The sequence below is a fragment of the Bradyrhizobium yuanmingense genome, assembly GCF_900094575.1.
Lineage (GTDB): Bacteria > Pseudomonadota > Alphaproteobacteria > Rhizobiales > Xanthobacteraceae > Bradyrhizobium > Bradyrhizobium yuanmingense.
Map to the genome: position 1 here is coordinate 16318 of NZ_FMAE01000015.1, position 15017 is coordinate 31334.

A 15017-nucleotide genomic window follows, 5' to 3' on the forward strand; every position below is an offset into this window, starting at 1 on the left:
CCCTAGGTTCCTGTGATTTTCCCGGATTACGGTCAGCTAGTGAACACACAATCGGGCCCCACCGAAGAGCGGCCTTATGGATCGCTTATGACCCGTCACGGGCCGCGCGGCGCGCGGCGCAAGCAAACGAGCAAACCGTCACCGATTTAGGACGAATTGAGCGCGAGCCGTGGAGCCGGATGAGCAGAACAGCGAAGTCGCTCGCCGAGATCGAGTATCGGGCAAAGCCGGCGGAGGTGCGGCACCCGCCTTTCAAGGATCACCCGAGGACCTTTGACACGGCGCGTGTGACAGCCTTGGCGGTAGAACTATCGGCGGGAACAGGCGTTTACTGATCATGTCAGACGCATTCGACTATTTCCGCGCTTACGCCGTCCGAGCTCTTTGCAAGGCCCGATCGATGCCGAAGGGCCGGATGAAGCACCTGCAGCTTGTGGTCGGCCGGATCTATAACCTCCTCAAGAAGGAGACGGCTTACGGCCTGAACACGCAACACCTGGAAGACTTCCGGGCAGCGCAGAAGCTCGAGAGATCTCTGGAGAGTCGGCCCAACGACGACATGGCCCCTCGAACTCGCCTTGCCGCAACGAGTCCTCATCGGGCCGGGCAGGAGGTTCGTTGAGTGACTTCCCTCGACGCTCGCACCGTAGGAGGACTCCTGCGAGAATATGCGCAGCGCACCGCCTTGCGCGGCGGCAATCCCTACCGTGCAAAAGCCTATTCTCGGGCCGCCGATAGCTTGGGCGCCCTCGTCGTCCCGCTGGACGCGGTCATCGCCGAAGGTCGTCTTACGGAGATCCCGGGCGTCGGCGATGCTATCGCCGACATTGTCACCAAACTTCACCAGACGGGCACTCATCCGAGCCTCGAAAAGCTGCGGAAAGAGATTCCTGAGGGGGTGCTCGAGATGCTTGCCGTGCCGGGTCTGCGTCCGGAGAAAGTGCTGCGCCTCTACAAGGATCTCGGCATCGGCTCGCTCGCGGAGCTGGAGGCCGCCGCCAAGGAGGACCGCATCAAGAAGGCCAAGGGGCTCGGAGCCGCGCTGCAGACCAAGATCCTGCAGAATCTGGCGATCGCCGCGAAGAAGGCCTCCACCTGCACCTTGCCGCCGCTCTGCTTGCGCAGGCGAAGGATTCGATCCGAAAGGCCCATCCCGAGCTGAAGCGCGTGACGCTCGCAGGCGACTTCCGGCGCGGTTGCGAGCTCGTCCGCGAACTAACGATCGTAGCGGAAGCTCCCAGGGGTGGCAAGACATCGGAGCCTGCTCAGACCGATGGGCTGCGGATCCGCTTGTCCGACCGCAAACACTTCGGCGCCGCCCTTCTCTTCGCCACCGGCTCCACCACTCACATCGAGCAGCTCCGAGAGATAGCCTCTAAGAAGGGAATGCGGTTGGAGGCCGACGGCTTGCACAAGTGCCGCACGCTGATCGCCGGCGACGAAGCCGACATTTACCACGCTCTCGGGCTGCCCTTCATTGATCCCGAGCTCCGGGAGGGGCGCAACGAGGTCGAGCTGGCTCTGAAGGGCAAGTTGCCGAAGCTCGTCACCGACCAGGATCTGCGCGGAAACCTTCACTGCCACACCGATGCTTCCGACGGGACAGAGACCCTGGAGACGATGGCGAAGGCCACCCGCCAGCGCGGGTTCGAGTATTTCGGGGTCGCCGACCACTCCAAGTCCGCGCACTATGCCGGCGGTCTATCCCTGGAGGAGATCGCGCAGCAGCACCGGGAGGCCGACCGGCTGAACAAGCGCTTCGGCAAGGATTTTCGAATCCTCAAAGGCATCGAGTCCGACATTCTGGCCGACGGCTCGCTCGATTATCCGGACGAGGCGCTCAAGCAGTTCGACTTCGTAGTGGCGAGCATCCATGGCCGCTTCAAGCTGGACCGCAAGGCACAGACGCAGCGCCTGCTTCGGGCGATCTCCCATCCTTGCACCACCATCATCGGCCACATGACCGGCCGACAACTCCAGCGTCGGCCTGGCTACGAAATCGACGTCGAGAAGGTGCTTCGGGCATGCGCGAAGCACGACGTCGTCGTCGAGATCAACGCGCATCCGTGGCGTCTTGACCTGGATTGGCGCTGGCACCAGGCCGCCCTCGAATTTGGCTGCATGCTGAGCATCAATCCGGACGCGCACTCCATTCCCGAGCTCGACCACATGCACTGGGGCGTCCAGATGGCCCGCAAGGGCGGCGTCCCTGCAGACCGGATCCTGAACGCGATGACGTTGCCAGAAATCACGCGCTACCTGCGACAGAAGCGGCGCTCCCTCGCCCGCGCTGCCTGATGTCGCACGCGCACGACCTCTCGCTCGAGGGAAGGTGGTGGCGGTCGCCGCCGATCGCGGGCACCACTTCAGCAAGCCGTCACGGGATCAGATCGCGCTGGTTGAAGGCCATGGCGTCGAAGGCGACGCCCACGCCGGCCCCTTCGTCCGGCACGCTATCTCGCCCGGCGCCGACCCCGGCTTCCCAACCTGCGGCAGGTCCACCTGATCCCATTCGAGCTCTTCGCATCCCTCTCGAAGGCTGGTTTCCAGGTCGGAGCCGGAGAGCTCGGCGAGAACATCACCAATGCGGGCCCGGACCTCGAACGGATGCCGCTCGGGACGCTGATCGAACTCGGGCCCACAGCCATCGTCGAGTTGACCGGCCTCCGCACGCCCCGTGTCCTGATCGACTGCTTCCGGGCGGGCATTAAGAGGCGCGTGCTCTCGTCGGCGGAAACGGGCCCTGCATTCAGATGTGGGGTGCTGGGCGTGGTGCGGGTGGGAGGGCGGTCGTGGCCGGCGATATCGTGCGGGTGCGCCTCCCGCCCACCTGGTTTCAGGCGCTACCGAGGCCTGTAAGAGCCCGGTGCACAACTCGGCCGCCTGATGACCGAATCGAAAAGCGGTCGGTAGATCGGGCCTGCATGGCCGCAAACAAGGTAACCGCGGTGGGGAGGCAATCGACAGTCCGGGACTATTAAGCCGCCGAGCTCCGCTGGCGGCTTTTTTCTTTGACTAGGAGGCGTTCGCCCTGGCTCGTTCGCGGGCCTCGCGGCGGCGTTCACGGCGTTCGCGCCGCAGCTTCGCACGGTCGGCGAGCTGCGGCAGCGGAGGAACCGCCGCTATTTCGGCTACCGGCGGGGTCGTCTCGCTGGCCGAGGCTTGGATTTGCTCCGGCATCGGTCGGGCTTCCATAAATTCAAGTACTTCCCGCCCTTTGGAAGTCAGCCTCCAACCACCGCTTGTGCGTTCGACGAGCCCTTGTGACCAGATGTTGAGATCCGGCACCCGCGCGGCGAGGCGTCTGGTCCGGTCCGCCCAATCGCGTCCGCTGGTCGCCAGAATGGCCATGTCCCTCTTGAGGTCCTCCATCACGGCAAACCCATCCGGATATGCCACCAGGATCTTGAGGACCGTGACTTGGAAGTTCACATCCGCCCCCCGATCAACGCCACATCGTGGGCGCGTGCGAAAGAGCATCTCGCCCAATCTGCCTAAGCCTCTCGCGAGAGACTTCGCCCCTGGTCGCAGTTTCCAGGATCTTCGAAGCAACGTGCGTACGTGCGCCGATCTGTCGGCCTAAGACGCTTTCGCACACTTCATCAAGGACTGCGCGCAAAAGCGCGATGGTTGCCGTATCGAACATGAGGTGCCCCCAGAAGGGAAAATCCCATCTTAGCCCGGTTTTGCCGGCCTGTGGATTCGGGGCATGTTAGCCTTTGCGGAAAATACGACCGAATTAGAAACGGGTGCAAGATTACGGCGCCGATGCCCCGCCCGCCTAAGCTATTGGGTTCGAAGCCGCGTTCGCGCAAAACAACGCGCGGTAACGATTCATGACAACACTGTCACTGTAATTATCGTGTCTCACTGCAGGGGTGCAGTCCAGTCGTGGGGACAGCGCTAGCACTAGGCGCCACCGCTGATGAACCACTTTTTGTAGGCCCTCTTGATGACTCGCACATCCTTTGTCGCCAATGGGACCGCACACCGTTTAGCTAAAGATGCCGAAGGCACTCGCCCCGCCCCTTCATCCACAGCCCAAAGTATTTGTCGATCGCGCCGCGAACAAATTCATTCGCAGCTGGAAACCGGTCCGTTCGAAGCAACGGATCCGTATGGAGCAGGCGGACGCTAAGCTCATCCGGCCTTAGAGCGACGCCTCTTCGAGGGCAGAACGCGGCTTCGCCCAATCTCTCCATCGCTAGCCTAAGTTTGGCGAAAAGCGGCTCAGTCAGGCTTCTTGCTCCATTTCGCGCATTATACGCTCGTTTTCGGCGATCCGCTCTGTTTCGGCGGCTTTAGCTTCATCGCTGGTCCGCCAGCTGCCGGTCAGAATTTTCGGCAAAACGTCATCGAGCTGTGTCGGAAAACCGACAAAGGCGATGCGGCCGTCACGGTCGACCACGAACGAGGTGGGAATCCCGACAGACAAGCTGGCATCTAGCCAGAGCTTTTCCATTTCGCCTGTGTAGTCGAATCCGATCCGGTAATTGAGATTCGGTACCTTTTCAGTCAACCAGGCGTCCAACTTGTCTCGGGCCTCGTCCGCTGTTTGAGCGCGTTCAAGAGCCGCGAGTCCGAGGACCTCAATGCCGCTGTTTTTGTATTTCTCTTGCAACTGCACCAGTTCCGGGACCGCCGCGACACAGGGCCCGCACCAAGTTGCCCAAAATTCGACGATGTACACCTTCCCAGGCTGGAAGCTGGAGAGGGGCCCGCCACGCAGCCAGTTCTCCACTTGTATCGGAGGAGCTGGTGATTCTAATCCGAGCACCATGTTACTCTCCAAAACTTAGTGCCCGACCTTGAGCCGACTTTTTGTCTAGCTGATCTCTGATCGCAGGCGCGACCGGCTTGCCGCCCGTCGCGCTTGACGGGAGGCACGGGCAGGCCGGAGGACGGCGCGATCTTCGTGGTCGAGCTCGTTGGCACTGAGGAGAACCTGCCCGTCATCAAGGGCGAGCCGGCCGTACCTCCCGAGGGCAGACGCCTCAACAGTTGGAACGAGCTGCGGCGCGACCACACTCCCGAGGCACCATCCGACGACAAACCACTGTGCACCATCCTCTGGATAGTACGAGCTCTCGAAGAATTCAATTCCAGTCGGCACCGCTCGCCGTAGCTCGCTGATACCCCGATGGTTCGTGTACATGAAGCGGGTTCCCAGTGAGATCCGCGGTTGTCGGTGCCGCCGCTAAGCGCGAGGACGATCCAAGTCACAAGCAGGAAGGTTTTCCCTCATGAGGGGTTACATCCGTTCAAGGAAGCAGAGCTTCGGGCGGTGCGCATCTGTTTGCACCAGCACTCGTTCGCTATTGCCGCACTCCAGTAGCAAGGTCTGTTATCAAGGTCTGTGCCATGTCGTCTGCGTGCATTGTCCTGAACCTTTTTACGGCGTACTTTCCTGAGGTTTGGACGATTTCCTGCATCGCACAGGAATTTCACGGCGGGATTCACTCAGGCGGGAGCTGATCATGCGATATGATCGAGTAGACGCCACATCCTCGAGATTGTGCGAAAGAACAACCGCCTAACTTCCGAGGTGCTCGGCGAAATGGCTGGGCTTTCTGCTACCGCCCTGTCAACGACGACTGAAGAGGCTCCGCTCTGGGGGCACCATCGAAGCCGACGTCTCAATCGTCTCGCCGGAGGCGGTGGGAAGACCTATTCAAATGCTTGTGCTGGTCACTCTGGAGCGGCAGCGCGCCTCACTTGCGAAATCGATTCTATCTGCCATTGCTACATGATGCGTTAGGGCGGCGGCAGTCCTAGACACGAGATCTTGCCGGATCGGCTCGCATGACCAAGCGCTCACCCCTCTTGGATTCCGTGGTCCAACGTCTGACACGGGACAAATCCGTCAGGTTCAAAACACCGGCTGCGTTTGGGGCGCCTTGGAGTTTTCAAAGCGTAGTCAGGCGCTTGATGGGTGCTGACCGAGATGGCACGCTTGTTGCTATTTGGATGCAGAAACACGGAGTGAGGGCTGAGCGCACATCAGATGCGCAAAACGAGTGATGCTCTCCTTCTATTGAAGGTGTGCTCCGTTTCTGAGAGAGACAGTAGCGCACAAAGTCGCGCAACGAGTGGCAATAGTTTTGGAGAACAATTTTGGAGAACAACATGGTGCTGCGCATGGAGTCCCCAGCTCCTCCGATCAAGGTGGAGAATTGGCTGCGCGGCGAGCCCCTCACAAGCTTCCGCCCGGGAAGGTGTACATCGTCGAATTTTGGGCGACTTGGTGCGGGCCATGTACGGCAGTGATGCCTGATCTAGTACAGCTGCAAGAGAAATACAAAGACAGCGGACTTGAGCTGCTCGGCGTCGCAGCTTACGAACAAGCTCCAACGGCGCACGAGGCCCGAACAAGCTTGGACGCGTGGTTGACCGACAAGTTCTCGAACCTGAACTTTCGGATCGGGTTCGACTCCACAGGCGAAATGAACAAGCTTTGGATGGATCCCAGCTTTTCTGTCGGGATTCCCACCTCTTTCGTTGTCGACCGTGACGGCCGCATCGCCTTTGTCGGTTTTCCGACACAGCTCGATGACGTCTTGCCGAAAATTCTTAACGGCAGCTGGCGCACCAGCGATGAAGCTAAAGCCGCCGATACAGAGCGGATCGACAGCGGACGACGCGAAATGCGCGAAATGAAGCGCAAGCGGGCGCTGACTGAGCCTATACTCGCCAAGCTTCAGCCGGCGATGGAGGCGGAGGATTGGGCAAAGGCGCTTTCGACGGTTGAAGAGGCCGTCGCGGTGATGCCGGACGATCTCCGCTTCCGCGCGCTCCATGCGGAACTGTTGCTTCACAAACTGCGCAACTTGCAGACCGGCTTGCCGGTTTTGAGGCAATTCGCTCGCGACGCGATCGACAAAAACGATGAGCAGTGGATGGAGTGGGCGCTGCGCCAACTCTTTGATCCGGCGAATGACAACTCCCACTTCCCGTCTGCCGAGCGCCTCGCGATGGGCAAAGAGTTGTCCGAACACATTCTTGCGCTGAATCCTCTGCAAGGGGACGGTGGCTTTAAGTACCTGTCCTATGGGACGGTCGCTCAGTATTATTATGAGAGCGGCAACAAGGATCGCGCGATCGAATTGATCGAGGTGGCGTTGAACTCGCTAGGAGGTCCTGAGCCTATCCCCGACGAACTGAAACAGGACGTCATGTCGACGTTGGTCGAAGCGCTGGCCAACTACAAGGGTGAGAAGGCTTGCTATGGGACTGTTTGTGCAACTCCGCAAGATGGGTTTCTGACCGCGTCAAAGCGCAAGCAACGGAGCAAACAACAAAAAGAAGGGTGATAGTCGGAATTGCTCGCTTGGCATCGTCCATTTCTCCGGCTGCCAGTGGCAACTAAATCTAACGGTCTGACGGTTTACACGAAATGCTAAACGACTCATCCGGCATTAAAATGCACGCGCGCACAGCCATCGGGCGGCCGGACCTAGGCGGGCATCGCCACGCTTCTGCAGACAGGTGAAGATGAATGTTGTCAATCCGATGCATGGCTCACACAAACTCTCGAACGGATCGCACAGCGGACGACGAAGATCGCTGCTCTCATGCTGTAGAACCCGCAAAGCTTGAGCCGCTTCAGCTAAACTGCTTACGCAAAGAGGGGTGAAATGGGTGGAAGATTCTCGATCGCAGCTCTTGGACCTTGGGCACACGTCGCCTCGTACGGCAGCGCCACGCATTGGGGACATCGCGTCGGGATCGAAAGGATCTTAGCAGCGTGCAGCACAATCGCGAACGTCATGATTGTTCAAGATGACGAACTCCCCATGCGATCGGCGTGGTGCTCCCGTTTGTCTTGGAGCACTGGCTGAAGCAGCCTTTCCGTGCCATAAATCCTCGTCGGCTTTGTCGGCGCAACGGCGGCCGACCTGTTCACGCCGGTGTATTCCGGGCAGCTGGTCGATGAGCTGACATCGGGCCCTTCCGACCCGGCGGCGCAACATGCGCCATGGTTGCGTTCCGCACCATCGTCGCGCTTGACCTGCTCTCGACCATGTCGCGGCTTACAGGCTTTTTTTATGCCAATCCGGGAAGCCCTGAGAAGTACTACCCGGTGGCACAGCCGGACAGAGGCATCAAAGCGGTGGCCGATCGTAAAGGGAGGACGGTCGCTTATCCTCCGGGTTCTGGTCGTCACATGGTGCTGGCCAGCATTCTTCATGCCAACGGTCTTGACCTCGGTGCGTCATCAGTAAAGGGCGTGCCACTCGCCGGAACTGAAGTCGCGCCGAGTTTCGCGTCCCGATCCGTGGATGCGGCGATCGTCATCGGAGGTCAATATTTTCGGATCGGCAAGCCACCGATTATCGCCGATGGCCGCGGACATAACAGGGGCGTCAACGTCATACTCACCCGCAAGGCCTTGCTTGATGACCCCGCGAAAACCGCCGCAATTGTTGACTTCGTGCGCCGCGCGGTTGCGTTCTACAACTGGCAAGGCGCAAACCCGGACGGGTGGATACGCGCCAACTACGTTAAGCAAGAAGGCCTCACCTTCGAGCAAGGCAAGTGGTTGGACGATGCTGCCGGACATGGCGCGTATTACCCGATCGATGCGAAGTCCATCCAGGTCTTCCAGCAGATCTCGGATGGCTTGTTCGCCACCGGCGCGCTCAAACAGAGAATCGGCATTGCGCCATATGTCGATGGCCGGTTCAACACGATTATCGCCTGGCAGAACAACGCCGACGGCGTGACACCACGCCCTCTCGAGCAGCCGAAAGCCACTGAGAGGGTCGGTCAATGATCCGTGCCGCGCACGAACACGGCCGTACCGGGAAAATCCGCTGTCCCTGACTTCAGTCTCTCGAAGGCTATCGAACGAACCTCGCTAGCAAAGGAGCCACTATGGTTAGGTCAACTCTTCAAAAGCCCACCTCGCCCTCCTCAAATACTCCGGCAGCGGCCCCGCGCAGTATTGCCGTTCATCCGCTCACCGGCCACGTCGGCGCGGACATCGGAGGTGTAAACCTAAAAGAGCCGCTGCACCCGCTCGTGCTCGAAGAACTGAAGGCCGCGCTTTGCATCCAATTTTCTGCGGCATCGTCGCTTGCCGCCAAGGTGGCCGGTATCGACGCGGAGGTCGTTTATCTCTTCCGCTGGACTGCAGGCACGCGACTGGCGACCCGGAACACCTGCAGCGTGGCGATACTTGTCTTGCGACATACACGACGGGTGTTCGATATTACTTCGTAGGAAGGATCACAACGGGCAACCTGTTCTCCCAGGCTTTCACAAACGCGAGGATCTCGTCCGCAGCGCTCCTGCGCGAATGAATGAGATTTGCGTCAACTCCCGCGTCTGGCTAAGCGTGAGCGCGCGAGATGGCTTCCTCCATGCTCTGCCCGGCGACCAACGCCTCAATCGCGGCCACAAGGACCAATTCGTCGTCGACGGCATCCTTCACGGCGCGCAAGCGGAGAAATCTACATCGGCGAGCACATATCCTTCGCCAACAAACGAGTTTGCTGGAGCAATACTCAGTGGCAGATCAGATCACTGCGGCTTACGTGCCAAGGCGACTTTGCGCGCTTAGAGCCTCGCCGTTCGGCGACGTCCTTCCCCCAGCGCTACGCTTTCAGAATCGCGTGATGTGCGATAGTAGAACGTTGGCGGCTTCAAACAATTCGTCGCTGCCCAGCGTAATCCTACCCATGATGTCCTTTTCTCTCGATTGGTATATCTTTGGCGTGAGCCCAAACAGCGCGCCTGCCTCTTTGCCATCTTGTAGGCCTGGCACTCGCGCCCGGATAACTCAGTCGCTGCCCCCAGAGGAGAGGCGAAATTTTAGCATCGGCATGGCTGTCAACGAGCGGGAAGCTTCACGCCCTGCTCTCTGGTGGCCATGCGCGCGAGATCGACTCGTTCGTACGGGGGCGTTAGATGCCATCATCAACCTGACCATGGAAACGTGACGGGGAGAGACAGGCAGCATCAGTTTGTCACTGACGGCCCCTTCCGAACGGCTGTCAAGTCGCTGGAAGAGCAGCTACTTCGACAAACGATACTATTTCCCATTGGCAACCGCCGCTTACATGCGATGCTGATGGCCCCAGCGCCTCTGTCTCCAGTCAGTTTGGCCGGTCTCGGCAGCCTTCAGCTGTTGACTCTTCGCACGATGATAGAGCCTCCTGGCTCTTTGGCTGGCCAACAGATGGGTCATTCCAATTAGGCGGCGTCTGTCTGAGGATATTCAAAACGAAAAAATCGAGGAGCTTGAGCAGACTGTAAGACCCCGGCGTTCCGTGATCCGCACCTGGCACCACAAGCATGTCGAAGTATTTTCCTGCTCGAATAAGCCGGTCAGCTAGTTGAAATGTAGAGGATGGATCGACATTGCGGTCCAATTCGCCCAGGATGAGCAGCAACTTACCTTGCAATCTATGAGCGTTGTCGACGGAGGAAGACTGCGAATATTCAATACCGACCGGCCATCCCATCCACTGTTCGTTCCACCAGATCTTGTCCATACGATTATCGTAGCAACCGCTATTGGCGACGGCCACCTTATAAAAATCGGAATGAAAGAGCAGTGCGCTCACCGCGTTTTGACCGCCGGCCGAGCCACCAAAAATGCCGACATTCGAGATGTCGTACCACGAAAACTCCGCGCTCGCCGCCTTGTGCCAAAGGATTCGGTCGGGAAAGCCAGCATCTCTCAGGTTTTTCCAGGCAACGTCGTGAAACGCACGCGACCGATTGTTCGTGCCCATTCCATCGATTTGAACCACAACAAATCCAAGCCGTGTGAGCGGTTCCACGCCAGGTGAGAAAGACTTCGGAACGAAAGAACCGGTTGGCCCGGCGTAAATCTTTTCAATGACCGGATATCGGCGGCTTCGGTCGAAGTTGATCGGGAGATGAATAATCCCCCATATTTCGGTCTCGCCGTCCCGGCCCTTTGTATGGAACGTCAGTGGCGGCTGCCAGCCAGCGGCTACGAGCGCGGAAATATCGGCGCTCTCGACCTGCACGAGCTCCGAGTTGTCAATGGTTCGATACAACATTAGGCGCGGCGGGAGATCGCTGCGTGAGCATAAGTCTAGATAATAGCGGCCGTCTGGCGAGAACTGGACGTGATGATTCGCCCTTTCGGGCGTGAGCGACGTCAGTCCCGTGCCATCGAAGTTGATGCGGTAGGCGTGGACGAAATACGGATCTTCCCCCTTATTCATTCCACTTGCACTGAACCAAATCTGGCGCTTGATAGGATCTACGTAGTGGACGGAACGGACTACCCAAGCTCCACGCGTGATCTGGTTTTTAAGCTCGCCAGTGTATCCATCAAACAGGTACAGATGCTCGTATCCATCGCGTTCTGAGGCCCAGATGATCTCACGCCCGTCCTCAACGTCGTACCGGAAGGTCTTGCCAGTATTTGACTGGTCCATTCTTAGGGGTTGGTAATCGATGAACGTGTTGCTGCGCTCGTCGATCAGAGTTCGAACGGTGCCTGTGGCCGCCTCGACCTCAGCGAGCCGGTAAAGCTGATGGCCTCGCTCATTGTACTCGAAGGTGAATCCGCGGCTGTCCTTCCACCATCGGATGGGAGAGAGGTCATAGGGATTTGGGAACAACGCATTGTCGATTGCGATCTTGCGACGATCACCGACGTCGAAAAGCACCGGCTGTGGCAGTGCCAGAGCATCGCCGGGCTTCGGGTAAGTCATCGTCCAGTGCCTCGGTTGGCGCTGGTCGCGTGGGGATGATTCGATGTAATGAACCTCCCGTTTGTGGCCCGGACGGACGCGGTAAGCTGCGAGGCGACGCGAGTCTGGAGACCAACTCAGCGTCGAGAACGAGTAGTAGTTGCATTCAGATCCGTCCCAAGTCAAACGAATGTCCTTCGAGCCGTCCTTGCTGCGCAGGAACAGGTTGTAATCCTGGGTATAGGCGAGCCATTTCCCGTCAGGCGACACGCTGGCGCTCTCAGGATCATTCTCCACAGGTGGCGTATCATCGTATGGGCTCTGCTGGTCGTTTGCGGAAAGCTTTGTCTCGCTCGAGCACGCGTAGTTTATAAGTTCGCAGCTCCAAGCTGTATCCTCAATCTCAAAACTTATTCTGCCACCATCGTCAGCGAGCTCAAAACGGTCGAATGGCAGATTATCGGCATTAGCATCTTTGTGGCCCAAGCGATTCAGCGCAGAAGCTAGCTTCTGATGATCGAAAGCTGCCTGTTTTCTGCCGTTGACAACATTCACGAGTACGAATTGGCGCTTGCCGTTGTTCGTCAATCGATAGGCGAACGACGCACCATCTGCGAGCCAGAACGGTACCTCCGGAGCATTGATCATCAGTCTGGCATGCTGATCGTTTATCGTAAGCGCTCGATTGTAATCGGAAGGACGCAGGACCTCGTTTTCTGTGTTGCCTTTGGACCTGTTCACGGCAGCCGCCTCCAGCTAAGCTAAGACAGCGATCATCAAACCGCCGATCTTATATATGACGCCGCGCTTATGCATGACTTGGTCAGCGGTCCTCATTGTGCGGGACCCCGCACGCATGTCGAAGCTAACAGCAGCAGAAATCATGCCGGCGAGGCGCAATGTGTATCCGTCTGGTCTTTAGATGTAGATGTCCTCTAAATGACGTTGCAGTGAACGCCAATGCGCCCCGCGTGTCTGAACTCGGACACGGTGAGCCAGCGAGACTTCACTGCCAGTATACGATCATCAGTCACGGATGACGCATCCTCAATCGCTATGATCGCCGGCATCTAGAATCGTGTCGATCGTAATGGTAGCGTTGCACGGTCGCTTCCTTGATCGTGCGATTCATGCGTTCGACCTGGCCATTGGTCCAGGTATGCTTGATCTTGATCAGCCGATGTTCGATCCCGTTGTCTTGGCAGCGCATGTCGAACATATGCGTCGCGCATCTTACCCTCGGGCCGACCGCATAACGCGGGGGGAAGGTGAACTGGATCACGTTGTCGGTGAGAAAAGGATCACCTGCCGGCACGCTGGCCACTAAGGTATGGGGAAACGCCGAGGAGAACAAGCAAGTCAGGGAGAGTGATGCGGCTAGGAGGAGCGACTTATTAAGGGGCATGTCCTGGACTGGGTTGGCCGGCCAAGCTCTTGCGAACTGGACGGAAGCTACGAAGGGCTGGATTTGGTCTCAAAGAGTCACATGGGAGATCGCGTCTGCGACTTGCCTGAACTCAGCAAGAGGCGGGCCAATCAAAGCAGATGGAATCTCCAGTCGCCCGAGGCCGAGAAGCACCTGAACTTGGTTTCAAGCACGACAATGCCACCAACTTTGTCGGTATCGTCTCAACAACGGCAGTCCCGGCCTTGTTGAGCACATAACCCGGAAGGCTCTTTGCAATTCAGTCGGCAATAGACTTCATCGAGACCGATATTGGGGCACGCCGGAATACAGACGGTCAGGAGTTCGTGGAGCTTTTTCAGATTGCGCGGCCACCTCGATTGAACCAGCTTGGTTTTGGAGCCGAACGGGCGCAGACCGGTCTAGCCAGTAGCTTTCTATGGTTAGGTTCATATGGTCCAGATTAAGGTGCCGTCACACCGTGTCGGGCGGATGGGAGCGCGTCGGATCTATGAAGTGCTCAGGGATCAGATCCTGGGGCGCGTATACGGCTCGAATGGGTCGCTGCCCTCGTCCCGCGCTCTCGCCGAAGAGCTGGGAGTATCGCGCGGAACGGTGACGGTCGCATACGAACAATTGGCGGCTGAGGGATTCATCGAGACCCGCCACGGCGCCCGCCCACGGGTCGCAAAGGCTGCCGTCGAGACCGGGCGCACAGGCACGAAAGCAGGGTCGTGTACACGCAAGGCACGAGTCTCGCGGTATGGTGAACGTTTGCGACAGGTCGTCGCACGCTCAACCGAGCAACCTCGTAATCTCGTTGCCGATTTTTGCTATGGTGATCTCTCACCCTTGGACTTTCCCGTACCAGCATGGAAGAGAGCCGTAACCGCTGCGATCACGCAGCGACCCCGAACATTGACTTACGATGATCCACGTGGCTCGCTGCGTCTGCGGACCGCACTGCAGGGCTATCTCTGGCGTTCGCGGACCGTACGATGCGAGATCGATCAGATCATCGTCGTCAACGGTTCACAGCAAGGGCTCGATTTGTGTGCTCGGCTGCTGCTTGACGCTGGAGATCGGTTCGTCATGGAAGATCCCGGCTACCCTATGGCGCGGCACATCCTCTCGGCGACCGGAGCTATTGCGGTGCCAATTCCGGTCGACGCAAACGGGCTGAACACGGCGAGGCTTGCAAGGGCCGAAGCTCGTCTCGCTTACGTAACGCCCTCGCACCAATTTCCACTTGGCGGTGTCATGCCGATCCGGCGGCGGCATCAGTTGCTCGCCTGGACCAAGAAGGTTGAGGCCTACGTGATCGAAGACGACTACGATAGCGAGTACCGCTACGACACGAAACCTGTGCTCCCGCTGCACGCTCTCGAAGAAAGCGAGCACGTCATCTATCTTGGGACCGTCTCCAAGACACTCTCGCCTACCTTGAGGATCGGCTATGTCGTGGTGCCTCCTGAACTGCAGTTCGCGTTCAGCGCCGGCAAGCAGATCATGGACCGACACACATCTCTCATCGAGCAAGAGGCACTCGCGACGATGCTCGATACGGGCGCCTACGACAGGCATGTCAGGCGCATGCGGCGGCGCAACGACGAGCGCCGGCGAGCCCTGATCGAGGCATTGCGGCGGAGATTTGGCGAGCGAATCCGAGTCGAAGGTGACGCTGCCGGCTTGCATCTGGTCGCTTGGTTCGACGATCTGCCCAAGAAGTCCGAAGCAGCATTGATCGAAGCAGCCCGCGCAAAGGGGGTTGGCGTCTACCCCATCTCGCCCCTGTACGATCAACGTCAGCCGGACCGCCGGCGCGGACCAAACCTCGTCGGGCTCATCATGGGTTATGCCGCGCTGGAGGCTCATCAGATTGAGCGTGGCTGCCAGCTCCTGGCGCAAGCGAGGGACCAGTTTCGTTCACGGTGATA

The 15017-nt window shown here is 58.8% G+C and carries 9 protein-coding genes and 4 pseudogenes; 7 read left to right on the forward strand and 6 right to left on the reverse strand.

All coding sequences use genetic code 11. The features are described 5' to 3' along the window. Positions 1 to 337 precede the first annotated feature (337 nt). Positions 338 to 622, forward strand: a complete 285-nt coding sequence (locus GA0061099_RS34425) for a hypothetical protein (RefSeq protein ID WP_036030520.1) — start codon at positions 338 to 340, stop codon at positions 620 to 622. Continuing rightward, positions 623 to 2298: pseudogene (locus tag GA0061099_RS34430) on the forward strand (PHP domain-containing protein). It begins immediately after the preceding gene. A gap of 79 nt (positions 2299 to 2377) precedes the next feature. Here the strand turns inward: GA0061099_RS34430 and GA0061099_RS42840 are convergent. From GA0061099_RS42840 to GA0061099_RS34450, 4 genes are all read right to left on the reverse strand, one after another. After that, a complete protein-coding gene (locus GA0061099_RS42840; protein ID WP_271540116.1) occupies positions 2378 to 2512 on the reverse strand; it encodes a hypothetical protein in 135 nt (44 codons plus the stop codon). Positions 2513 to 3015: 503 nt separating this feature from the next. After that, complete coding sequence (locus GA0061099_RS41565; protein ID WP_074448280.1) at positions 3016 to 3432, reverse strand: hypothetical protein; 417 nt, start codon at positions 3430 to 3432, stop codon at positions 3016 to 3018. A 13-nt stretch (positions 3433 to 3445) separates the two neighbouring features. Beyond that, a complete protein-coding gene (locus GA0061099_RS42255) occupies positions 3446 to 3646 on the reverse strand; it encodes a hypothetical protein (protein ID WP_036030533.1) in 201 nt (66 codons plus the stop codon). 588 nt (positions 3647 to 4234) lie between these two features. Continuing rightward, positions 4235 to 4780, reverse strand: coding sequence for a TlpA disulfide reductase family protein (locus GA0061099_RS34450; RefSeq protein WP_074448281.1), 546 nt, complete (start codon positions 4778 to 4780; stop codon positions 4235 to 4237). A 697-nt stretch (positions 4781 to 5477) separates the two neighbouring features. Here GA0061099_RS34450 and GA0061099_RS42260 point away from each other — a divergent pair. The 4 genes and pseudogenes from GA0061099_RS42260 to GA0061099_RS40590 all read left to right on the forward strand — a co-directional run. After that, a pseudogene (locus GA0061099_RS42260) lies at positions 5478 to 5741 on the forward strand (AsnC family transcriptional regulator); the annotation flags it as partial. A 385-nt stretch (positions 5742 to 6126) separates the two neighbouring features. Then, positions 6127 to 7310, forward strand: a pseudogene (locus GA0061099_RS34465) (TlpA disulfide reductase family protein). A gap of 665 nt (positions 7311 to 7975) precedes the next feature. After that, a complete protein-coding gene (locus GA0061099_RS41895; RefSeq protein WP_050996205.1) occupies positions 7976 to 8773 on the forward strand; it encodes an ABC transporter substrate-binding protein in 798 nt (265 codons plus the stop codon). A gap of 101 nt (positions 8774 to 8874) precedes the next feature. Further along, positions 8875 to 9222, forward strand: coding sequence for a hypothetical protein (locus tag GA0061099_RS40590; protein WP_141697717.1), 348 nt, complete (start codon positions 8875 to 8877; stop codon positions 9220 to 9222). A gap of 875 nt (positions 9223 to 10097) precedes the next feature. Here GA0061099_RS40590 and GA0061099_RS34475 read toward each other — a convergent pair. Together GA0061099_RS34475 and GA0061099_RS34480 are read right to left on the reverse strand one after the other, a co-directional pair. After that, positions 10098 to 12431, reverse strand: a complete 2334-nt coding sequence (locus GA0061099_RS34475) for a S9 family peptidase (protein WP_081493060.1) — start codon at positions 12429 to 12431, stop codon at positions 10098 to 10100. A gap of 319 nt (positions 12432 to 12750) precedes the next feature. Continuing rightward, positions 12751 to 12870 (reverse strand): annotated as a pseudogene (locus GA0061099_RS34480) (IS481 family transposase); the annotation flags it as partial. A gap of 663 nt (positions 12871 to 13533) precedes the next feature. Between GA0061099_RS34480 and pdxR the strand changes: the two are divergent. After that, positions 13534 to 15015 carry a MocR-like pyridoxine biosynthesis transcription factor PdxR gene (gene pdxR / locus GA0061099_RS34485; RefSeq protein ID WP_074448282.1) on the forward strand — a complete coding sequence of 494 codons (1482 nt, stop codon included), beginning with the start codon at positions 13534 to 13536 and terminating at the stop codon, positions 15013 to 15015. Positions 15016 to 15017 lie beyond the last annotated feature (2 nt).